The 21,588-nt window shown below is 69.3% G+C and carries 21 protein-coding genes and 1 other RNA gene; 12 read left to right on the top strand and 10 right to left on the bottom strand.

Annotated features, from left to right (window positions below; genetic code table 11):
- Positions 1–510: 510 nt before the first annotated feature.
- Both rnpB and IEY81_RS21605 read right to left on the bottom strand, forming a co-directional pair.
- An RNA gene (gene rnpB / locus IEY81_RS21610) (RNase P RNA component class A) lies at positions 511–873 on the bottom strand.
- 68 nt (positions 874–941) lie between these two features.
- Positions 942–1,733 carry an IclR family transcriptional regulator gene (locus tag IEY81_RS21605; protein ID WP_189120562.1) on the bottom strand — a complete coding sequence of 264 codons (792 nt, stop codon included), beginning with the start codon at positions 1,731–1,733 and terminating at the stop codon, positions 942–944.
- Between the two features lie 159 nt (positions 1,734–1,892).
- Here IEY81_RS21605 and IEY81_RS21600 point away from each other — a divergent pair, with 159 nt between their 5' ends.
- A complete protein-coding gene (locus tag IEY81_RS21600) occupies positions 1,893–2,711 on the top strand; it encodes a maleate cis-trans isomerase family protein (protein WP_229788068.1) in 819 nt (272 codons plus the stop codon).
- 13 nt (positions 2,712–2,724) lie between these two features.
- Positions 2,725–4,080, top strand: a complete 1,356-nt coding sequence (locus IEY81_RS21595; RefSeq protein WP_189120561.1) for an SLC13 family permease — start codon at positions 2,725–2,727, stop codon at positions 4,078–4,080.
- 174 nt (positions 4,081–4,254) lie between these two features.
- Here IEY81_RS21595 and IEY81_RS21590 read toward each other — a convergent pair whose 3' ends face one another.
- Positions 4,255–4,446, bottom strand: a complete 192-nt coding sequence (locus tag IEY81_RS21590; RefSeq protein WP_189120560.1) for a DUF1918 domain-containing protein — start codon at positions 4,444–4,446, stop codon at positions 4,255–4,257.
- Positions 4,447–4,534: 88 nt separating this feature from the next.
- Here IEY81_RS21590 and IEY81_RS21585 point away from each other — a divergent pair, with 88 nt between their 5' ends.
- Together IEY81_RS21585 and IEY81_RS21580 are read left to right on the top strand one after the other, a co-directional pair.
- On the top strand, positions 4,535–4,960 hold the full coding sequence (locus IEY81_RS21585) for a tetratricopeptide repeat protein (RefSeq protein WP_229788067.1): 426 nt from the start codon (positions 4,535–4,537) through the stop codon (positions 4,958–4,960).
- A 53-nt stretch (positions 4,961–5,013) separates the two neighbouring features.
- The gene (locus IEY81_RS21580) at positions 5,014–5,334 is read left to right on the top strand and encodes a 4a-hydroxytetrahydrobiopterin dehydratase (protein WP_189120558.1); all 321 of its coding nucleotides are present in this window, start codon (positions 5,014–5,016) and stop codon (positions 5,332–5,334) included.
- Positions 5,335–5,393: 59 nt separating this feature from the next.
- Here IEY81_RS21580 and IEY81_RS21575 read toward each other — a convergent pair whose 3' ends face one another.
- From IEY81_RS21575 to IEY81_RS21565, 3 genes are read right to left on the bottom strand one after another with little or no spacing between them, the layout of a single operon-like run.
- The gene (locus IEY81_RS21575) at positions 5,394–6,137 is read right to left on the bottom strand and encodes a transglutaminase family protein (protein WP_189120557.1); all 744 of its coding nucleotides are present in this window, start codon (positions 6,135–6,137) and stop codon (positions 5,394–5,396) included.
- Between the two features lie 6 nt (positions 6,138–6,143).
- Complete coding sequence (locus IEY81_RS21570; RefSeq protein ID WP_189120556.1) at positions 6,144–7,082, bottom strand: alpha-E domain-containing protein; 939 nt, start codon at positions 7,080–7,082, stop codon at positions 6,144–6,146.
- Positions 7,082–8,596: a circularly permuted type 2 ATP-grasp protein gene (locus IEY81_RS21565; RefSeq protein WP_189120555.1), complete on the bottom strand. Its 1,515-nt coding sequence runs from the start codon at positions 8,594–8,596 to the stop codon at positions 7,082–7,084. Before IEY81_RS21565 ends, IEY81_RS21570 begins: the two co-directional genes overlap by 1 nt.
- 75 nt (positions 8,597–8,671) lie before the next feature.
- On the opposite strand from IEY81_RS21565, the gene IEY81_RS21560 reads away from it, so the two are divergent.
- A complete protein-coding gene (locus IEY81_RS21560; protein WP_189120554.1) occupies positions 8,672–8,881 on the top strand; it encodes a hypothetical protein in 210 nt (69 codons plus the stop codon).
- A gap of 20 nt (positions 8,882–8,901) precedes the next feature.
- Here IEY81_RS21560 and IEY81_RS21555 read toward each other — a convergent pair whose 3' ends face one another.
- Positions 8,902–10,116: a PQQ-dependent sugar dehydrogenase gene (locus IEY81_RS21555; RefSeq protein ID WP_189120553.1), complete on the bottom strand. Its 1,215-nt coding sequence runs from the start codon at positions 10,114–10,116 to the stop codon at positions 8,902–8,904.
- 39 nt (positions 10,117–10,155) lie between these two features.
- On the opposite strand from IEY81_RS21555, the gene IEY81_RS21550 reads away from it, so the two are divergent.
- Entirely contained in the window at positions 10,156–10,803 is a 648-nt protein-coding gene (locus tag IEY81_RS21550; RefSeq protein ID WP_189120552.1) for an ion channel, read from the top strand.
- 147 nt (positions 10,804–10,950) lie between these two features.
- Here the strand turns inward: IEY81_RS21550 and panB are convergent, their stop codons facing one another.
- Positions 10,951–11,823 carry a 3-methyl-2-oxobutanoate hydroxymethyltransferase gene (panB, locus tag IEY81_RS21545; protein WP_189120551.1) on the bottom strand — a complete coding sequence of 291 codons (873 nt, stop codon included), beginning with the start codon at positions 11,821–11,823 and terminating at the stop codon, positions 10,951–10,953.
- Between the two features lie 95 nt (positions 11,824–11,918).
- Entirely contained in the window at positions 11,919–12,455 is a 537-nt protein-coding gene (locus tag IEY81_RS21540; protein ID WP_189120550.1) for a GNAT family N-acetyltransferase, read from the bottom strand.
- A gap of 53 nt (positions 12,456–12,508) precedes the next feature.
- Between IEY81_RS21540 and IEY81_RS21535 the strand changes: the two genes are divergently transcribed.
- Both IEY81_RS21535 and IEY81_RS21530 read left to right on the top strand, forming a co-directional pair.
- Positions 12,509–13,546 (top strand): GNAT family N-acetyltransferase, encoded by a 1,038-nt coding sequence (locus IEY81_RS21535; protein ID WP_189120549.1) that lies wholly within the window; start codon positions 12,509–12,511, stop codon positions 13,544–13,546.
- Positions 13,547–13,595: 49 nt separating this feature from the next.
- Positions 13,596–15,638: an NAD(+) synthase gene (locus IEY81_RS21530; RefSeq protein WP_189120548.1), complete on the top strand. Its 2,043-nt coding sequence runs from the start codon at positions 13,596–13,598 to the stop codon at positions 15,636–15,638.
- 204 nt (positions 15,639–15,842) lie between these two features.
- On the opposite strand, the gene IEY81_RS21525 is transcribed toward IEY81_RS21530, so the two are convergent.
- Positions 15,843–18,428: an alpha-glucuronidase family glycosyl hydrolase gene (locus IEY81_RS21525; RefSeq protein WP_189120547.1), complete on the bottom strand. Its 2,586-nt coding sequence runs from the start codon at positions 18,426–18,428 to the stop codon at positions 15,843–15,845.
- A gap of 152 nt (positions 18,429–18,580) precedes the next feature.
- Here IEY81_RS21525 and IEY81_RS21520 point away from each other — a divergent pair, with 152 nt between their 5' ends.
- Genes IEY81_RS21520 through glnA form a run of 4 tightly spaced genes read left to right on the top strand, consistent with a single transcriptional unit; the run spans position 18,581 to position 21,565 of the window.
- Positions 18,581–19,216, top strand: a complete 636-nt coding sequence (locus IEY81_RS21520) for a SatD family protein (protein ID WP_189120546.1) — start codon at positions 18,581–18,583, stop codon at positions 19,214–19,216.
- A complete protein-coding gene (locus IEY81_RS21515; protein WP_189120545.1) occupies positions 19,213–19,965 on the top strand; it encodes a hypothetical protein in 753 nt (250 codons plus the stop codon). The genes IEY81_RS21520 and IEY81_RS21515 overlap by 4 nt, the downstream gene beginning before the upstream one ends.
- A gap of 21 nt (positions 19,966–19,986) precedes the next feature.
- Entirely contained in the window at positions 19,987–20,178 is a 192-nt protein-coding gene (locus IEY81_RS21510; protein WP_189120544.1) for a hypothetical protein, read from the top strand.
- Between the two features lie 49 nt (positions 20,179–20,227).
- Positions 20,228–21,565, top strand: a complete 1,338-nt coding sequence (gene glnA / locus IEY81_RS21505) for a type I glutamate--ammonia ligase (RefSeq protein ID WP_189120543.1) — start codon at positions 20,228–20,230, stop codon at positions 21,563–21,565.
- Positions 21,566–21,588 lie beyond the last annotated feature (23 nt).

Raw genomic sequence — 21,588 nt, 5'->3', positions numbered from 1 at the left:
CCGACCGAACCCTCGCACACGACGCCGCTGCGGCCCGGCGGCGCGTTCCACGCCGGCCCCATCTCGACCGCGTAGCCGACGCCGTCGTGGTGCACCATGAGTGCGCAGTGGTACAGCCCCAGCGCCGCTCGGCGTTCGCGTAGCGCCGTCCACCACTCGTACGCCCGCCCGTTGCCGCGCACGAGGCGATCCCCGGCGCCGAGCGGGAGCCAGTAGAGGTCGATCCACGCGCTCGCTCCGCCGGCGGCCCCGCCCTCACGCTGCCCGGACACTCGACGACCTCGCCGCCGGCGTCGGCTCGCCCTCGATCGAGACATGGGGGAGCCGAGTCGACGGAGGAGGCCTGACCACGACGCTGCTCCTTTCTGCAGGCTCTTCGCATGGGGCCGCCCATGCTCCCGTGAACGCGGGCGGTCGCGAGCCGAGTCTCCTTGCTGACGTCCAGGTGTGCAGGCGTGTGCTGGTCAGTTCCCCCGGAATGGGGACGGCACTCAGGCCGTGGAGAGAAGGCGGACGGGCTGGCCTGTAAGCCGGGTTCTGTGATCGGCGATCATCCATCTCGGGCCATCGTTGCCGATGGTCTCTAGCAACCTACCCGCATGCTCGGGCGGACAGCCCTCGGGCGCATGCTGTCTGGCCTTGCTCCGGGTGGGGTTTACCTAGCTCCTCGTGTCACCACGAGGACTGGTGGGCTCTTACCCCACCGTTTCACCCTTACCGCTACCTGGAAGGCAGCGGCGGTCTGTTCTCTGTGGCACTGTCCCGCGGGTCACCCCGGGTGGCCGTTAGCCACCACCCTGTCCTGTGGAGCCCGGACTTTCCTCGACGCCACCCCGCGAAGCGAGGAGACGACGCGATCGCCCGGCCAGCCCGTCCGATCCAAAAGTCTAGTGTGCGGCGGGCCCGACCCGGGCATCCGGATCCGTTTCCCGAGGTGTCGTCTACCTCTGGGGGAGCGGACCGTCGTCGAAACCGAGCTGCGCGCTGGCGTCGCGTGCTGCCTGGATCACGGGGCCGGCGAGCTCGTCCACAGCCTCGGGCGTCACGCGCTGCGTCGGGAAGCCGAGGCCGATGACGGCGGCGAGGTTTCGAGCGTGGTCGAAGACCGGGGCGCTGATCGAGGCGACGTCGGGGTGTCGTTCTCCGAACGCGGCGTAGTAGCCCTGCTCGCGTGCGGTGGCGATCTGCTCGTCGAGCAGCTTCATGCTGTCAGGGGTGCTGGACGTGAACGTCGCCAGCTCGCCGCTCATCTCCAGGTCCTCGCGCGCCTCGGGGTCGAAGGCGAGGAAGATCTTGCCCGGAGCTCCCGCGTGGATCGGCATGACCATGCCGACCATGAAGGGCCGGATGACGACGTGGCGCGTCTGTGCCACGGCGACGACGGTCCGGTGGACCCCGTCTCTGACATAGAGGCACGCGGTCTCGCCGGTCTCGTCCCGAAGTCGCGTGAGGATCGGTTGGATGACGCGCACCACGTCGAGGCCGAGCGTGCCCGGCGCGGCCCAGCGGACCAGGGCGATACCGACGCGGTACCGGTCGCCGTCACGGTCGAGGAATCCCTCGTTGGTCAGGTCCTGCACCAGGCGCTGGCAGGTGCTCGACGGAAGTCCGGTCTTGCGCAGGATCTCCTGGAACGTGGGCTCGGGCTCATCTACCGAGAAGCAGTCGAGGATCCGGACGATCTTCCCGAGCACCAGTGTGGAGGACTTTCGGTCACGTTCGTCTGAGGGCATGCCACGTCCCGTTCTTGGAGGGTGGATCGACAGCCCACATCGTAGGGCACGTGCCCACGATCTGGGTGCAAGTGGTTGACATCACATGTATCCAACCTGCATTGTGGGCGCAGAACCCAGAATGTGGGTTCTCATCCCTACAACGTTTGGAGTTGACCGATGACGACTGGAGTCGTGGACTCAGCTGCGCAGAAGCCGCAGGCGGCTGCCGACAGTTCCCGGATCGGACTGATCGTCCCGAGCTCGAACATCACCATGGAGACCGAGCTCCCCGAGCTGTTCCGTCGCCAGTCGGCCGCCACCGGGCACCGCTACACCTTCCACTCGGCGCGGGCGACGCTGAAGAGCGTCACGAAGGAGGAGCTGCTGGCGATGGTCGATAAGGCGGCCGACTGCGCCGTCGCCGTTTCGGACGCGGACGTCGACGTCATCGCGTACGCCTGCCTGGTCGCCGTGATGGCCCAGGGGCCCGGCGCCCACGTCGGCTCGGAGGAGATCATCAGGGAGGCGGCGGCCGGCAACGGGATGCCGGCGGCCGTCACGAGCAGCGCCGGCGCGCTCGTCCGGACGCTCGAGGCGATCGGCGCCCGCAACGTCGCGATGGTGGCGCCTTACATGAAGCCGCTGACGAGGATGGTGAGCGAGTACATCGAAGGTGCCGGGTTCACTGTGGTCGACTCGACCAGCCTCGAGGTCTCGGACAACCTCGCCGTGGGCTGTCTCGACCCGGGCAACCTGCCGGCGATCGCCCGCGATCTCCGTCATTCGGAGGCCGACGCCATCATCCTGTCCGCATGCGTCCAGATGCCGTCGCTCAACGCCGTGCAGGCGGTGGAGGACGAGTTGGGTCTGCCGGTCATCACCGCAGCGACGGCGACGACGTTCGAGGTCCTTCAAGCCCTGGGTCACCAGCCGGCCATCAGCAACGCCGGGCGTTTGCTCCAGGGTTCTCTCGTCGCGCACGCCCCCACCAGGTGAGGCGAGTGCCGAGATGACCGTCTCCCTGGTTGCATTCCTCGTCCTGATCGCCGCCTTCGCCATCGGCTGCTTCACCCGCATCAATGCCGGGCTGCTGGCGCTCGTGGCGGCCTTCGGCGTCGGCACCCTCATCGGCGGGCTGTCGCTCGACGACGTGATGGCCGGTTTCCCGACCGAGCTCCTGCTGATCCTCGTGGGCGCGACCCTGCTCTTCGGGATCGTCAAGCAGACAGGCACGATCGACCTGCTCGCCTACTGGGCAGAACGGCTGGCCAACGGTCACCGGATCCTCGTGGCCGTGCTGATGTTCCTCCTCACCGCGCTCCTCGCCTCGGCGGGCGCGTTCACCCCGGCCGCCATCGCCATCGTCGCGCCAGTCGCGCTGGCGCTCGGCGCCCGGTTCGGGATCAGCACGCTCGCGATGGGCCTCGTCGTGATCCAAGGTGCCAACGCTGGGGCGTTCTCCCCGGTCAACCCGTTCGGCGCCCTGGCCAACGTCATGCTGGACAAGGCGGGGGCTTCGGACGGCACCCTGAAGCTGTACGTGTACTGCTTCCTCTTCAACGCCGTCCTGGCGGTCATCGCCTACGTCGGGGTCCAGGCCCTCGTCCGCCGTCGCGCGACGCAGGCCGGGGGACGGTCCGAGAGCCGGTCCGAGAGCCGGAGCGACCTGCCGGCGTCCGGGGCGCCCCAGGGTGGGGTCGGCGGCGGGGCAGCGGGCGGTGTCCTCACCGAGCCGGCCCGGACCGAGACGCTGCCCCAGAAGGTGGATGTCACGCCCATGCGTCTCCTCAGCCTGGTGAGTCTCGGGGCCCTCCTCGTCCTCACCACGGTCTTCGGCCTCGATGTCGGCGTGGCGTCGATCGCTCTCGCTGTCGTTCTCATCGTGGTGAACCCTGATGTGCAGCAGCGGACCATCGACACCATGCCGTGGTCGGCGATCCTTCTGGTGACCGGCATCGTCACCTATGTCGGGATGCTCGAGTCGGTGGGCGCGCTCGAGCACCTCCAGGGAGGCATCGAGAGCCTGGGCAGCGGTTCCATCGCTGCGCTCATCACGAGCTACGTGGTCGGCCTCATCTCCGCCTTCGCCTCCACGACGGGCACGCTGGGCGTGATCAGCCCGGTCGTCGTGCCGATCGCCGCGGACCCCACCCTCTCCGCTCTCGGTGTCGTCACCGCGATCTCCATCAGCTCCTCGGTCGTCGACACGAGCCCGATGTCCACGAGCGGCGCGCTGCTCATGGCCAGCGCGAAGCCCGAGGAGGAACGGCTGTTCTTCAGGTCGCTCCTGCTGTGGGCGATCGGCATGATCGGCGTGATCCCGCTCCTCGCCTGGCTGGCCTTCGTGAAGCTGGGCATCGGGTAGGCGCCTCCAGCCGGCGCCATCCGTCGGCCGGGATGCACATGGGGCAGGCGGGGACCCAGGATCTGGGCTCTCCGCCTGTGCTGTGTCAGCAGGCTGGGTCCGAGACGCCTTCGTGCTCGTCGAGCCGGACGAGAAGGGTCGAGCTCACGCGGCTCCACGGGAGCAGTCCCAGGACTAGTGGGCGGCGGGCTCGATATGGGCATCCGGACCCGGGAACACCAGCGATTCGTGGTCGCTGTCGCTCCAGCGTACGAGGTAGGGCGGGCTGCCGTCGGGGTGGCTGACCTCGATGATCTCGGCCTCTCGCATGTGGTCGCCCACGTGCTGGCCCAGGACGACGAGGTGGTCGCCGACTGATGCGTGCATGCGCGTTCACCTCCTAACCGTCACAATGGTGCTCCCGGGACGGTGGTCGATGGAATACTGCCTGGGGGTATCACGTTCGGAGGGTGTGATGACGGAGAACGAGGAGTTCGAGTACGTGGCCCCGGCGGTGGTCTTCCCGGGCCAGCAGGCGCACGAGGAGGCCTTCCGGACGGCCCACGACCTGCTCTCGCGGCGCTTCCCGGTGGAGGCGCTGGAGATCCTGGAGCCGGCGCTGGCCGACGACCCCGACAACATCGGGCTGCGGAGCATGCGGGCCTGGGCCTACATGCTGCGCGCGCAGCTGGCGAAGGCCGAGACCGAGCTGCGCTGGCTGGTCGAGCGCGACCCGAGCGACGCCTGGAGCCAGCACTCCCTCGGTCGCGTCCTGGAGCGTCAGGACCGGCTCGAGGACGCGCTCGGGCCGCTGCGCCTGGCGGCCGTGATGAGCGACGACTACGACCATCACGCAGCCGTCTACCGCGTACGCAACCGGCTCGCGCAGCGCGAGGGGTGAGGTCGGCGGTGTCACGCGTGACGCGCCGCCCACGGCGGTGGCAGGGTGGGGGCATGGAACCTGACACCACGACCCTCACCGCCGAGCAGGTCGCCGAGGAGCAGCTCACCGGCTGGACGTTCGAGCCGGCCGGTGACGCTCTCGACGCCGACAGCATCGTCGCCCGCGTGGACACCGGTGACTTCGTCACCGGGCTCGCGCTGGTCAATGCGATCGGGACGAAGGCCGAGGAGGCCAACCACCACCCCGACATCGACCTGCGCTACCCGTATGTCCAGATCCGGCTGACCAGTCACGATGCCGGTGGGGTGACCAGCCGGGACGTCGCGATGGCGAAGGTGATCAACGGGCTCTCGGCCGAGGGTTCTCTCTGAGGGTGGTCTCGACAAGCTCGACCTCCGGGGGTCGGGTCTCGACAGGCTCGACCACCGGGTCAGGCTAGGCGGGTCATCTCGACGGTGACGTCGACGGTGGGCTCGGCGGGGCCGGAGTAGATCCCGCCGAGCGGCTTGACATCGGTCTGGTCGCGGCCGGTGGCCACGCCGACGTAGGCGTCGTCCGGCTCGGTGCCGGTGGCCGGGTCGATGCCGTGCCAGCCGTCGTCCCACCACTCCACCCAGGCGTGGGCGCCGCCGGGGTAGACGTAGCCGGAGACGTAGCGGGCCGGGATGCCGACCGTACGCAGCGCCCCCAGCAGCCGGTGGGCGGAGTCGGGCGAGGCGGTGTCGGCGATGGCACGGGCGATCTCGACCGCCGCCTCGCCCGGGACCGCTGCCGCGGCGGCGATGGCCTTCACCCTGGCCGCGAGCTCCTCGTCGGGCGCCACCAGCTCGGGCAGGCCGAGGAACTCGACGAACCGGTCGGCGACCCCCGGCTGGGCGGTCTCCTCCCAGGTGAGCACCGGGGCAGCGCCCGGCTTCCGGTCGACCTGCACGGTGCTGGTCGCGGAGACCTTGAGCACCTGGTGGGGCTCGATCACCTCGATCGCGGTGACCTCGTTGCCGAAGTAGTCCTTGTACTCGTACGTCCACGGCTTCGGCGCGACGTCGATGCGGTGGTGGACCACGATCTGGTCGAGCGTGGTCAGCGGCGAGAGCCGCGCCTGATTGTAGGAGGCGACCGCCGCTCCGTCGTAGGTGAAGGTCGTGGTGTGCACGATGCGGAACTGCATGCTCATCTCGATTCAGGCTCCTCGGACCGACTGCCAGGCGAGCGCCTCGGCGCCCGCGAAGTAGCGCTTGGTGACCGCCTCGGTGGCCTCGGCGCAGGTGACCTGGAGGCGCTCCATCTCGGCGGGGAGGTCGGCCAGGAGGTCGTGGAGAGGCCGGTACTCCAGCGAGGCGCGCATCCGCCCGATCAGCCGGTGAGCCTCGTCGGAGAAGCCGGCCCGCCGCGTCGTACCCTCCAGCGTGTCCAGCGCTCCCTCTGCACGCTGGAGCGCGTGCACCACCGAGCGCGGGAAGATCCGGTCCAGCAGCAGGAACTCGGCAGCCGCCTGCTCGGTCTCGACCCCCTTGTTGACCCGCAGGAACGCGTCGTACGCACCACACGCGCGCAGCGTCGAGTTCCACTGCGACGCGCCGCCGGTCGAGGTCAGCGACGTGGTCGCGACCAGCCGGGAGGTCATGTCGGCGCGCTCGACGTAGCGGCCGAGCATCAGGAACTGCCAGGACTCGTCGCGCATCATCGTGGCGTCGGCGGTGCCGTTGATCTGGGCGACGCGGTCGCGCACCCAGCCGAAGATGAACGGCGCCCGCATGTGCTTGAACTGCCCGGCCGGGATCGCCCGGTAGGTGGTGTTGAGCGCCTCCCACAGCGGCACCGAGAGCGTCTCGCGAGCACCCCGGGCAGCCTCCCGGGCCGCGCCGAGCGCGAACGCCATCGAGGTCGGCGAGGTCGTGTCGTACGCCAGCCTGTCCAGCAGCTGCGACAGGCCGGCCTTCTCACTGGGGGAGAGGTCGGTGCCCATCACCGCGAGCAGCGAGCGGCAGGCCGTCTCCTCGTCGGTGGCGGCGTCCTCGAGGATGCGCTGGGTCTGCACGTCGAGGATGCGTGCGGTGTCCTCGGCGCGCTCGACGTAGCGACCGATCCAGAACATCGACTCGGCGATGCGGCTCAGCATCAGACCACCCCCTGGCTCTGCGACTGCGACTGCGACTGCGACTGGGACTGCGACTGGTTCCGGTTAACCCGGCGCGACGAGGTCGGCCCGGCGAGCACCCAGGTGTCCTTCGAGCCGCCGCCGCGAGAGCTGTTCACGATCAGCTCGCCCTCGGCGAGCGCGACCCGTGTCAGCCCGCCGGGGAGGACCCAGACCTTCTCGCCGTCGTTGACCGCGAACGGCCGCAGGTCGACGTGGCGAGCGCCGAGGTGACCGTCGATGAAGGTCGGCACGGTGGAGAGCTGCACCACCGGCTGCGCGATCCAGGAGCGCGGGGCCTCCATGATCTTCTCGCGCAGGACGTCGAGCTCGCGCGCGGAGGCTGCGGGCCCGATCACGATGCCCTTGCCGCCCGAGCCGTCGACGGGCTTGAGCACGAGCTCGTCGAGCCGGTCGAGCACCTCCTCGCGGGAAGAGGCCTCGCCCATCCGCCAGGTGTCGACGTTGCGGATCACCGGGTCCTCGGCGAGGTAGTAGCGGATGATGTCGGGCATGTAGGTGTAGACGAGCTTGTCGTCGGCGACCCCGTTGCCGACCGCGTTGGCCAGCGTCACGTTGCCCATCCGGGCGGCGTCGATCAGCCCCACGCAGCCGAGCATCGAGTCGGGCCGGAAGTGCACCGGATCGAGGAAGTCGTCATCGATGCGGCGGTAGATCACGTGGACCGGGGCGAGCCCCTTCGTCGTACGCATCAGCACCTGCCCGTTGCGGCAGACCAGGTCGCGCCCCTCGACGAGCTCGACCCCCATCGTGCGGGCCAGGAGCGCGTGCTCGAAGTAGGCGCCGTTGTAGATGCCCGGCGTCAGCACGACCACGGTCGGGTCGGCGACACCGGCAGGTGCGGCCGCTCGCAGCGCGGCGAGCAGCTTCTGCGGGTAGTTGGCGACCGGCCGGATCCGGTGCTCGGCGATGGTCTCGGGGAGCGCGGCCGAGATCGCACGGCGGTTGGTCATCACGTACGAGACCCCGGACGGGACCCGCACGTTGTCCTCCAGGACCCGGAACTCACCCGCGTTGTCGCGGATCAGGTCGATGCCCGAGACCTGGATGCGTACGCCGTTGGCCGGGTGCACGCCCGCGGCAGCACGGTGGTAGTGGCTGGAGGTCGTGATCACCTCGCGCGGGATGACACCGTCCTCGAAGACCTTGCCCTCGTCGTAGACGTCGGCGAGGAAGAGCTCCAGCGCCTTCACCCGCTGCTGGACGCCCTTGTCGATGGTCGCCCAGGCGTCGCGCTCGATGACCCGAGGGACGATGTCGAGCGGGAAGGCACGCTCCTCGCCGCCGATGTCGAAGGTCACGCCTTGGTCCAGATAGCTCGCCTGCATCGCCTCGACCCGGCTGCTCAGCTCCGAGGCGCTGAGTCTGCCCAGCGAGTCACCCAGCCGCTGGTAGGCAGGCCGGAGCCCGCCGCCGGCGAACATCTCGTCGTAGGCCGGATCCCGAGTCTCGTAGGCATCGAACATCTGGCTCATGAAGGCAACCTACTGAAATCCGTGTGACCGCGCTGTTGCCCACGCGAACATCTTTCACAACGGTAGGTTGGCCACATGAGCGACGAGCACGCAGGTGAGTACTACTACTGCCTCAAGCACAAGACCGTCGAGCCCTACGAGGGCTGCAAGGCCAAGGACCGCCTCGGTCCCTACGCCTCCCACGCCGAGGCATCCATGGCGCTGGAGAAGGTGCAGGAGAACAACGAGCGCTGGGACAAGGAGGACAAGGCCTGGGAGGGCGACGCCGGCAACGAGGACCGATGAGTCTCGGCTCCGGGTGACCCTCAACGCGGGGTGACCCGGAGCAGCACGTCCTCGCCGCCGCCGTTGTCGGTGGTGACGAGGAGGTCACCGTCGGCGGCCAGCGAGACCGTACGCAGCCGGCCGTAGTCCTTCAGCGCCGCCGGCGCACGGTCGTCGGTGAGCTCGCCGGCCTCGTCGAAGGAGAGCATCAGCAGCTCCTGGTCCTTGAGCACGGCGACCGCGAGCGCGCCGCCGAAGGCGCCCCACCGTTCCTGGACCGGGACGAAGGTGCCGCCACCGGTGGCGACGGTCGGGTTGCCCGAGGTCCAGGCCGCCTCGATCTGCTTGCCGGGCAGCCCTTGGTCGGTCATCGGCACCGACTCGTCGTAGCCGGGCCCGGGGTTGTAGCCGTAGTCGCCGCCGAGGGTGATCTCGTTGACCTCGTCGTCACGGTCGGTGCCGTGCTCGATCGACCAGATCGTGCCGTCGGCGCGCTGAGCCAGCCCCTGCACGTTGCGGTGGCCGAAGCTCGTGATGAACCGTCGTGCCCCCTCGTCGCCGGCCCACGGGTTGCCCGGCCAGGGCTTCCCGGTCTCCGGGTCGAGTCGCAGGGTCTTCGCGCCGAGCGAGTCGAGGTTGCGCGGGTTCTCCTCGTTCGCGGCGTCACCGGTGCCGACCCAGAGCGCGCCGTCGGAGCTGATCAGCAGCCGGCAGCCGCCGTGGCGGCCCGAGGAGGTCGGGAACCCGTCGATCAGGGTGCGCTCCTGGGTCGCCTCGGTCAGGCCGGCGTCGAGGGTCCAGGAGATGACGCGTACGTCCTGGCCGTCGTTCCACCCCTGGCAGGTGTAGATGCGCCGGTTCTCGGCGAAGTCCGGGTCGATCTCCAGGCCCATCAGACCGGTCTCCCCGGAGACCCAGATGTCGTTGTCCACCAGCGGGATCTCGCGCCGCTCGCCGTTCTCGACCAGCGCCAGCACGGCCCGTTCGCGCTCGGTGATCAAGAACCGGTCCTCGCCGATGTCGGCCACGTCCCACGGATGGTCGAGCTCGTCGTTGACGACCTCGACGTCGAGCCGCGGCACCCGGTCGGAGGTCGGCAGCACGGCCGGGGGCGCCGACGAGGAGGCGCTGGGTGACGGGCTCGTCGAGCCCGAAGGGTTCAGCGGCGGGGGAGTGGTGGCCGGGGAGGAGTCTCCCGCGCACGCCGCGGTGGAGCCGAGACCGAGAGTGAGGACCAGGGCGGCAACGGCGCGCATGCCTCGAAACTACAGCGGTCCCCCATACCCTGTGCGCTTATGACGAACCTGATCCGAGCGGCGCGCAACCACCCTTCCGCGGTCCTGCTGCTCGGACAGCTCGTGGCGATCCTCGCCTACCCGTTCCTCGACAGCTCCACCGCCGGCCGCGCCGTCCTCGGCGTGGTCCAGCTGCTGCTCCTGCTGGCCGCGGTGGCCGCCGTACGCCTCACCCCGGCCTTCTCCTGGGCGGCGGTCATCTTCGGCGGCCCTGCCACGATCTTCGCGATCTGGGAGTCGGTCGCGCCGAACGAGGGCTGGGTCGTGCTGACCTCGGCCTTCTTCCACGTACCGTTCTACTTCTTCGTCTCCTACGCGCTGATCCGCTACCTGTTCCACGACGACGTCGTGACCCGTGACGAGCTCTTCGCCACCGGCGCCGCCTTCACCGTGGTCGCCTGGGCCTTCGCCTACCTGTACGCGGCCGTCCAGGTGATCTGGCCCGGTTCCTTCGGCGACCACCACCAGTGGTTCGACCTGCTCTACCTCTCCTTCACGACCCTGACCTCGGTCGGCCTCTCCGACATCAGCCCGGTGCTCCCGAACGCCCGCTCGGTCGTGATGATCGAGGAGGTCGCAGGCGTCTTCTACGTCGCACTCGTCGTCGCCCGCCTCGTCGGTCTCGCCGCCGCCCGGGCTCGGCGCTGACCCACGCCAGGTCTCGAAGTGTGAGACTCGGCGGAGGACTGGACGGGCACTTCATGGACTTGAAGGGTGTTTCAGTGCCCGTCAAGTCCAGGGATACCCGGTCGACCGGGTATCCCTGGGACTAAGACCGGCTTACTCGAACCAACCTCAGAAGGTGTGTTCAGGCCCCGGGAACGTCGAGCCCTTGACATCAGCGATGTAGGCCTCGGCCCCCTCGGTGAGCACCGACTTCACGTCGACGTACTGCTTCACGAAGCGGGCCATCTTGCCGCTGCGCATGCCGAAGGCGTCCTGCCAGACCAGGACCTGACCGTCGCAGTCGGGGCCGGCGCCGATGCCGATCGTGGGGATGTCGAGCTCCTTGGTGATCTGGTCGGCGACCTCGCCGGGGACCATCTCCATCACCACCGCGAAGGCGCCGGCCTCCTGGACGGCCTTGGCGTCGTCGATGATGCGGTCGGAGGTGTCGCCGCGGCCCTGGACGCGGTAGCCACCGAGGACGTGCTCGGACTGCGGGGTGAAGCCGATGTGGGCGATGACGGGGATGCCGCCCTCGGTCAGCTTCTTGATCACCGGGGCCATCTCGGCGCCGCCCTCCAGCTTCACGCAGTGGGCGCCGGCCTCCTTCATGAACCGCACCGCGGTGAGGTAGCCCTGCTCGGGCGAGGCCTGGTAGGAGCCGAAGGGCAGGTCGCCGACGACCATCGCCCGCTTCACGCTGCGCGAGACCGCGCGGGTCAGCGGCAGCAGCTCGTCCACGGTCACCGGCAGCGACGTCTCGTTGCCGAGGACGTTGTTGGAGGCCGAGTCACCGACGAGCAGCAGGTCGATGCCGGCCTCGTCGAAGATCTGGGCGGAGTACATGTCGTAGGAGGTGAGCATCGTGATCTTCTCGCCACGCTGCTTCATGTCGCGAAGATGATGCGTGCGCACCTTGCGTACGGGCTTGGCCGGCGCGTTGCCCGCGGGGCCGGTGCCGTAGGGCGCGGTCTCCTCAGCAGAGGGGTTCGTGCTCATCATCGAGCCTTTCTGGTGTCATCTCGCAGCTCCCTGATGGAGTCCACGGACTGTCTCCAGCGTAGGTCCAGATGAACCCGTTGGCGCTGTGGCGGTGATCACAGCCGGTCGAACGGAGCCGCGTAGCGGAAGGTGCCCCGAAGCCCCGGTTCGTACGCAGCCAGCGGCCGTGCCTGGAAGTGGTCGCCCCACGCCGGATCGGGTGCTTCGACGCCGAGCCCGGAGGCGGGGACGAACCCGAACCGTGCGTAGTAGGCAGGGGAGCCGAGCAGCACGACGAGCGGCTCGCCCATCGCGTCGGCGCCGCCGAGCACCGCATGCATCAGCGCCGAGCCGACGCCTGCGCCCTGGTGGGCGTGGGAGACGCTGACCGGCCCGAGTCCGAGCGCGGACCGTCCGGCGAGCTCGCCGCGCGTCGCCACGACATGTCCGACGATCGAGCCGCCGATCTCGGCGACCAGCGACAGCTCCGGGACCCAGCCCGGGTCCTCGCGCAGCCAACCGACCAGCGTCGCCTCACCGGGCGCCCCGTCGGGCTCGACCGGGGGTGCGGAGTGCTCCACACCTGAGAAGGCTGCGGCGGTGACCGCACGGATGTCTGCCACGTCCTCGGGGCGTTCGCGTCTGATCAGCACTCCGCCACGCTAAACCGAACGACATGCGCGATGCGCCTGGTTATCGTCGCGCCATGCGAGTGCGAGAGGCGCGGGTCGATGACCTCGACGCGGTGATCCATGTCGGTGTGACCACCTGGCGGGCGACGTACCCGCCCATCACCGGCGAGGCCTACGTCGAGGAGGGCATCGTCAAGTGGTGGTCCCCCGAGGCGGTGCTGCCCGGGATCCAGAACCGCCGCGTCCTGGTCGCCGAGGCCGACGACCGGGTCGTCGCGATGGCCGCCTACACGCCGTTCGAGGACCACCTGATGCTCTGGAAGCTCTACGTCCTCCCCGAGGCTCAGGGCAGCGGTGCCGGCCGCGAGCTGCTGACCGAGGTGATCGCCCGCGCCGGCGACCTCCCCGTACGCCTCACCCATCTCGTCGGCAACGGCCGCGCCCACGCGGTCTACGAGCGGCTCGGCTTCGTCGAGACCGGGATGGAGACCAGCCCGATCGACGGCGGCCCCGAGGAGATCGTGATGGAGCGCCCGGCCGGGTGGTTCGTCTCCAAACCCACGCTCCTCGGGGAGAAGGTGGAGCTGCGGCCCTTCGCCGAGGGCGACGTCGAGACGATGGCGCGGATCCTCGCCGACCCCGAGGTGCTGAGGCTGACCGGCTCGGTGAACAGCACCGCGGAGATCGAGGCCGAGACCGGCGTACCCGACCAGCGTCTGCGGGAGTGGTACGCGACCCGCAATGCTCAGCCGGACCGCCTCGATCTCGCCGTCGTCGACCGGGCCTCCGGCGCGCTGGTCGGCGAGATCGTCCTCAACGAGCTCGACGCGAGCAACCGGTCCGCGAACTTCCGCATCCTCCTCGGGCCCGACGGCCGTGGTCGCGGGCTCGGCACCGAGGCGACGCGGCTGATCGTCGACCACGCCTTCCGCACCACCGCGCTGAACCGCATCGAGCTGTGCGTCTACGCGTTCAACCCGCGAGCCAGGCGGACCTACGAGAAGGCCGGGTTCACCGTCGAGGGCGTCCAGCGCGAAGCGCTGCGCTACGACGGCGAGTACGTCGACGCGATCGTGATGTCCCGGCTGCGCTCGGAGCATCTGGGCGGCTGAGGGGCGGGCTTCCCCGACAGGGCAACCGGTCACACCTAGACTCGGCGACGTGGACTTCTACTCCGCCTATTCCCATGGCTTCGCGCGGGTCGCGGCGTGCACGATCCCGATCTCGGTCGGCGACCCGGCTGCCAACGCCCGCGAGGTGATCGCGCAGGCGCGCGAGTGCAGCGAGGAGGGGGTCGCGGTCGCGGTGTTCCCGGAGCTGTGTCTCTCGGGCTACTCGATCGAGGATCTCGTCCTGCAGCGGACCCTCCTCGACGCGGTGACCGCCGCGATCAGTGCGATCGTGGTGGCCTCCGAGGAGCTGCTGCCGGTGATCGTCGTCGGGGCCCCGCTGCGCCACCGCGACCGGGTGCTCAACACCGCGGTCGTGATCCACGGCGGCGAGGTGCTCGGCGTGGTGCCGAAGACCAACCTGCCGACCTACCGCGAGTTCTACGAGCGCCGCTGGTACGGCTCGGGCGAGGGCATCGACGGCACCATCATGCTCGGCGGCGAGGAGGTGCCGCTCAGCACCCAGCTGCTCTTCCGGTCCACCGACATCAAGGACCTCGTCCTCCACGTCGAGGTCTGCGAGGACATGTGGGTCCCGGTGCCGCCGAGCGCCAAGGCCGCGCTGTCGGGTGCGACCGTGCTGCTCAACCTCTCTGCCAGCCCGATCACCGTGGGGCGCGCCGACGCCCGTCGGCTCCTGGTCCAGTCGGCCAGCGCGCGCTGCTCGGCTGCGTACGTCTTCACCGCGGCCGGGCCAGGTGAGTCCACCACCGACCTGTCCTGGGACGGCCAGACGATGGTCTACGAGCTCGGCGAGCTGCTCGGCGAGACCGAGCGGTTCCCCGACGGGCCGCGGCGTACCGTGGTCGACGTCGACCTGGAGCGCATCCGCGCCGAGCGGATCCGGCAGGGCACCTTCGACGACAACCGCCGTGCCGAGGGCGTCTTCCACTCCGAGATCGAGTTCGAGCTCGCGCCACCGATGACCGGCAACGGCCTGCGCCGCAAGGTCGACCGGTTCCCCTTCGTCCCCGACGACCCCGCCAAGCTCGCCCAGGAGTGCTACGAGGCCTACAACATCCAGGTCTCCGGCCTGGAGAAGCGGCTGCAGTCCATCGGCCCGGACACCAAGATCGTCATCGGGGTCTCGGGCGGCCTCGACTCCACCCACGCGCTGATCGTCGCCGCCAAGGCGATGGAGCGACTGGGCCGTCCGGCCAGCGACATCCTGGCGTTCACGATGCCCGGCTTCGCCACCTCCGAGGACACCAAGTCCAACGCGACCAAGCTGATGGAGGCGCTCGGCACCACCTACGAGACCCTCGACATCCGCCCCACCGCCACCCAGATGCTCAAGGAGATCGGCCACCCGGCCGGCGAGGGCGAGCCGGTCTACGACGTGACCTTCGAGAACGTCCAGGCGGGGCTGCGCACCGACTTCCTCTTCCGCATCGCCAACCAGCGTGGCGGCATCGTCCTTGGCACCGGCGACCTCTCCGAGCTCGCGCTCGGCTGGGCCACCTACGGCGTCGGTGACCAGATGTCCCACTACAACGTCAACGCCGGCGTGCCGAAGACGCTGATCCAGCACCTGATCCGCTGGGTGATCACCACCTCCCAGTTCGAGGAGGGGCCGAGCGACCAGGGCGCTATTGACGCAGTGCTCCAGGCGATCCTCGACCAGGAGATCTCGCCCGAGCTCGTGCCGGGGGAGGAGATGCAGTCGACGGAGCAGAAGATCGGCCCGTACGCCCTGCAGGACTTCACGCTCTACCACACCGTCCGCCACGGCTTCACGCCCTCGAAGATCGCCTACCTGGCCTGGAACGCCTGGCACGACATCGACGCCGGCGAGTGGCCTCCAGGCTTCCCGGAGGAGAAGCGGATGGCCTACGAGATGAAGGAGATCCGCTCCTGGCTCGAGGTGTTCGTGAAGCGGTTCTTCGCCAACCAGTTCAAGCGCTCGGCGCTGCCCAACGGTCCCAAGGTCTCCAACGGCGGCACCATGTCGCCCCGCGGCGACTGGCGGATGCCCTCCGACGCCTCCCCGGCAGCGTGGCTCGCGGAGATCGAGGCACGCGTCCCCGTGGAGTAGCGACCCACCGGTGGTCGGGCCTGTCGAGACCTGGTGTTCCGGTGGTCGAGCTTGTCGAGACCTGGTGTTCCGGTGGTCGAGCTTGTCGAGACCGTCCCGGCGCTGCTCGGCGAGGGGTCTCGACAAGCTCGACCTCCCGTGTGTGGGGGTCTCGACAGGCTCGACCTCCGGGGTGTGGGGGTCTCGACAAGCTCGACCTCCGGCTCACTCAAGGTTGAGGACGTACCTCTTCAGCAGCGGGCCGAAGAAGCTCTTCGTCTCGACCTCGACGACCGCCCGACCGGGGATCGCGTCGGCCTGCTCGACGATTTCGTAGGTCGCCCGGCGGTCGGCCGGGGTCACCGACGTGATCCTCGGCGAGGATTCGTCGGGCACGTCGAGGGTGTACTCGTCCTGCGACAGGTCGAAGCCGTCGTAGGTCTTCCCGGCGATCTCCACCGCGATGGAGGTGGGGCCGTCGTCGGTGGGCATCTCGCGGCCGGAGAAGGTCTGCCAGTAGGCGACGCACTCGTCGCGCCACATCTCGGCGTCGGCCTCGTGCTGGGCGAGCTTGGCCCTCACCTCGCCGAACCGCCGGGCATCGAGAGACGGCTCGAGCGAGTCCCAGGTGCGGCGCATCCAGGTGACGTACTGGACGCCCATCTGATAGCGGTAGACCAGCTCGTCCCAGAACGGCCGGCCGCTGTTCATCTCGTGGCCCCACGGGACGTGGTGGAACCACATCAGCAGGTTCTCCGGGGTGGTCTCGATGTCGTCGAAGCGCTCGGCCAGGCTCGGGAAGTACTGCGCCGAGAAGCCGCTGCCGCTGGCTGACCGGTCGTAGCCGAGCCCGACGGCGTCCGCCTGGTTGTAGTAGGTCGGGCTCCAGTCCGGGCGGGCCAGCGTCTCCTCCGGACCCGGCTCGTAGTGGATGTCGGCGTTGAACTGGTGGCCGATGCCGAGGGGCGTCTGATAGCTGACCACCGACTCCCACGAGCCCATCATCATCGCGACGATCTCGTGGACGGTCCTGCTGTCGCCGCTCCAGGTCATCCGGGTCCAGTCGTCCGCGATCTTGCGCGAGTCCAGGGTCCAGTCCCACGCCATCCGGCCGAAGGCGAACAGGTTGGACTGGGAGAAGTGGTGGCCGGTGAGGTTGTCGGCGTTGCCGAGGTTGCCGACGCCGACGATCGATGTGCGCTCGTGGCCCTGGGCGGTGCCGTCGATGATGTGGCCGACCTTCCGCTTCGGCAGCAGCCTGCCCGACTCGTCGGTCGCCCCGGTGTCGGCGTTGAACACCTCCTGCCACATCGGGCCGAGGTAGGCGAGCATCGTCGACTGGCCGGTGTACTCCTGGGTGATCTGCAGCTCGATGGCCTGGTTGGTGTTCTCCATCCGGCCGAACATCGGGTTGACCGGCTCGCGGGCCTGGAAGTCCAGCGGCCCGTTCTTGGTCTGCAGGAAGACGTTGTCGGCGATGCGCCCGCGGGAGCCGTCCGGCTGCACCTCGTCGTCGATCGGCCCGAACTCGAGGTAGGCGCGCTTGAGCCGGTCCTCGTCGACGTCGGCGTTGTAGACGAACGTACGCCACTTGATCTGCATCCCGAGCGGTTCGACCGCGGCCGCCATGCCGTTGGCGCCGTCGCCGTGGTCGAAGCCGAAGTCCTGCGGGCCGGGCTGGCCCTCGGAGTTGGCCTTCACGGTGAACCCCGCGAAGTCCGGGATCGCCTCCTTGATCATGGTGGCCCGGCGGGTCCACCAGTCGCGGAACGGTGCCTTGGTCGGGTCGAGTTGCTCGGCGGTGAGCGTGTCCGGCGCGAACCGCTGGTCGGTCGGTGCGTCGTAGCGGATCGAGAGGGCGAGCTTGATCCCGTAGGGGCGCAGCGCGTCGGCCAGCGCGGCCTCCTGCTCGATGTACTCCGGGGTGATGTAGGTGTTCTTGGCGTTGACGTTGTTGATGTTGAAGCCGTTGATCCCGACCGAGGCCAGCGCCCGCGCCACGGTGATGTAGCGGTCCAGGATCACTGGCAGGTTCTTGTCGGCGCTCTCGCCGGTCGCGGCGAAGTCGAAGATCGAGCCGTCCTCGCCCGCGAGCCCGCCGGTGTTCGGGCCCTTGTCGGTGTCGGCGTTGCCGGCGTAGAGCCGCTCGACGTCCCAGTTGTCGATCCAGCGGTCCTGCACCTTGGGCGCCTCGACCTCGTTCAGCCGCTCGATCGGCTTGCTGGTCTGGAGCAGGCGGAGGAAGCCGTAGGTCCCGTACAGCGCCGCGACCTCGGTGTTGCCGGCGACGACGGTGTGTCCGCGGACCGACCGGATCAGGTAGCCCTCGGGGCCCAGACGGTCGAGGTCGCGGGACGGGACCTCGCTGCGTACGACTTCTGAGGAGTCCGGGGTGCCGACCACGACCGCGCCGGGCGAGACCTCGTCGACGACGGGGACGTCGGTGTCGAGCATGGCGCCGAGCCCACGGGCCAGCTCGTCGCGAGCGGCCTCCAGGCTCGAGGTGACCAGCTTCTCGCTCCCGCCCGGCTCGACCGTCAGGTCGTCGGTGTGCCGGTGGACCGGGTCGGCGGTGGCGTTCTCGACGACGATCGAGCTCGCCAGCCGGCGGTACGCCGCCAGCAGGCGCTCGTCCTCGACGGGCCGGTAGCCGAGCCACATCTGAGACCCGTCGTAGTCGTCGGGATACGGACTGGGATGGTCTGCGGCCTCGGCAGGGGTCGGTGAGGCGACCGCGAGCATGGTCAGAGAGAGGGCCAGGACGGTGAGGAGGGTCAGCAGACGTGCCGGTCGGAGGGGGAGTGCGTGCATCGTCGCTCCGTAGAGGTTGGGGGCCTGTCGGACGAGTGTGGCAAAGATCATACGAGTCCGGCGCCCGGGAGAGGGTTAAGTTTCAGGCTTTCGAAACCGATATCTAAAGCAGATGGCTTAACTTCGAAGAAATGAAGGCATACGCTTCACACATGACCGCTGTAGCGACCGTGATCGGCGACCTCGTGGGCTCGCGCGCCAAGCCTGACCGTGCGCAGGTCCACGCCGCGTTCACCGAGGCCATCGAGGAGATCAACCACACCTGGCAGCCGGTCACGCCGCTGCGGATCACGGTCGGCGACGAGTACCAGGGTGCCTTCGAGACGGTGGGTGCGGCGATCCAGGCGGCGTTCCGGCTGCGGATCGCGCTCGACCGTGTCGTCGGCGTACGTCACGGCATCAGCTGGGGCGAGACCCGGGTGCTGCGCGAGGACCCCCGGGTCGAGGACGGCCCGGCCTGGTGGGCGGCGCGGGCGGCGATCGAGGCGGCGGAGGAGGCCGAGAGCAAGGCGGCCTCCCGCAGCGTACGGACGTGGTATCAGCCCGTCGAGGAAGCCGGCGGACCCGGCCCGGCGGCGGTGAACGCGGCGCTGATCGCCCGCGACGAGCTCTTCGCCCGCCTGGACCACGCCTCGGTGTCGGTGCTTTCTGGCATGCTCTCCGCCATGTCTCAGAAGGCCATCGCCGCCGAGCTCGACATCACGCCCTCCGCGGTCTCCCAGCGCGTCCGCCGCGACGGCATCGCCACGATCGTGCGCGCCGACGAGCTGTTGGGAGAGGTGGCATGAGCTGGATCGCGCTGCTGCTGATCGGGGTCGGGACGGTCGACTTCGCCCATGCGGTCCTCGACCCGCGCAAGCCCATCCGCTGGGTCCCCGAGGCGATCGGGGCCGTGGTCGTGGTCGCCTTCGGGCTGCTCTCGGCCCTGTTCGGTGGCGACCTGGCCGCGGTGATCGTGATCGCCGGGATCGTGGTGCTGTGGGGCTTCCTGGCCCACCCGGCGCGCCCGGAGGCCGTCAACCCTCACCCCGGGATCCCGCTCGCCCTGCTCGGCGGTGCCGTCTTCCTCGGCATCCTGCTGGCCCCGGCGGCCGGCGAGGTGGCCGGCCCGGTCGCCGCCTGGGCCGAGCAGGCGCCCTGGGTCTGGGTCGAGGCGGCGCGCCCCGAGGCGGTGCTGCTCGCCTTCGGCGGCCTGCTGGTGCAGGTCTCGACCGGCAACGTCGTGGTGCAGCTCGTCCTCGACGCGACCGACGTCGCCAACCCGCTGGACGGGCTCGAGGGCAACAAGCTCAAGGGTGGCCGGCTCCTCGGCCCGCTCGAGCGGCTGACGATCTTCGGCCTCGGCCTCACCGGAAGCCTGGCCGCGGCGGGCCTGGTGGTCGCGGCCAAGGGTCTGATCCGCTGGCCGGAGCTGCAGTCGTTCCGTGGCGGCGACGGCGACGGGCCGAGCATCAACGACGTCACCGAATACTTCCTGGTCGGCAGCTTCGTCTCCTGGATGACCGCGCTGGTGACCCTCGCTCTGGTGATCACCTAGCCGGAGGCTAAGTTGCCTCCCATGACTGTGGGAAAGGCACTCGCGCTCGTGGTGGCCGCCGTGCTCCTCGTGGCCGGCGGAGCGCTGGCGCTGACCGGCATGGGCTACCTCGGCGGAGGCGGCACGAGCACCGCCTGGTCGGTCCTCGGAGCCGCCCTGGCGGGCCTCGGGGTCGCGCTGGTGATCTCGATCTTCAGGGGTCCCGGCCGCTGATCCCGGCGCGGAGAACACGGCCGTAACGTCGGCCCGTTAGTGTTCACGCATGGGCAAGCAACAGGACTTCGTGCTCCGGGCACTCGAAGAGCGAGACGTACGATTCGTGCGGCTGTGGTTCACCGATGTGCTCGGCTATCTGAAGTCGGTCGCGGTGGCGCCGGCCGAGCTCGAGAGCGCCTTCGCCGAGGGCATCGGGTTCGACGGCAGCGCGATCGAGGGGTTCGCTCGGGTCACCGAGGCCGACATGCTGGCGCTCCCGGATCCGAGCACCTTCCAGATCCTGCCGTGGCGCAGCGACGGCCCCTCCACGGGCCGGATGTTCTGCGACATCGTGATGCCCGACGGCTCGCCGTCCTACGCCGACCCGCGCTACGTGCTCAAGCGCACGCTGTCCAACGCCGCGGAGAAGGGCTTCACCTTCTACACTCACCCCGAGATCGAGTTCTACCTCTTCAAGGACAAGCCGGTCGACGGCAGCGAGCCGGTCCCGGTCGACTCCAGCGGCTACTTCGACCACACCGCGCAGTCGATGGGCGCCGACTTCCGGCGTGAGGCGATCACGATGCTCGAGGCGATGGGCATCTCGGTGGAATACAGCCACCACGAGGGTGGTCCCGGCCAGAACGAGATCGACCTGCGCTACGCCGACGCGCTCAGCACCGCCGACAACATCATGACGTTCCGTACGGTCATCCGTGAGGTGGCGCTGAGCCAGGGCATCTGGGCCAGCTTCATGCCCAAGCCGTTCACCGAGCACCCCGGCTCCGGCATGCACACCCACGTGAGCCTCTTCGAGGGCGACGCCAACGCCTTCTACGAGCCGGGTGCCGAATACCAGCTCTCCAAGACCGGCCGCAGCTTCATAGGCGGCGTCCTGCGCCACGCCGGCGAGATCACCGCGGTGACCAACCAGTGGGTCAACTCCTACAAGCGGCTGATCGGCGGGGGAGAGGCCCCGGCCCACGTCGCCTGGGGCCACAACAACCGCTCCGCGCTCGTGCGGGTGCCGATGTACAAGCCCCTCAAGGGCCAGTCGACCCGCATCGAGGTCAGGACCCTCGACGCCGCCTGCAACCCCTACCTCGCCTTCGCCGTGATCCTTGCAGCCGGCATGAAGGGGATCGAGGAGGGCTACGACCTGCCGCGCGAGGCCGAGGACGACGTGTGGGCGCTGACCGAGCGCGAGCGCAAGAGCCTGGGCATCGAGCCGCTCCCGGAGAACCTCGACGAGGCGATCGGGATGGCCGAGGACTCCGAGCTGCTCGCCGAGACCCTCGGCGAGCACGTCTTCGACTTCTTCCTGCGCAACAAGCGTGCGGAGTGGGCTGCCTACCGTGAGCAGGTGACCGACTTCGAGCGGGCGCGGATGCTTCCGGTCATCTGACGTCGCAAAAGTGGTTGTCAGGG

The organism is Nocardioides luteus, assembly GCF_014648595.1.
GTDB classification, from domain to species: Bacteria; Actinomycetota; Actinomycetes; order Propionibacteriales; family Nocardioidaceae; genus Nocardioides; species Nocardioides luteus.
Note: the sequence above shows the minus strand (reverse complement) of the source record. Positions and strands in the feature narration are given on the sequence as shown.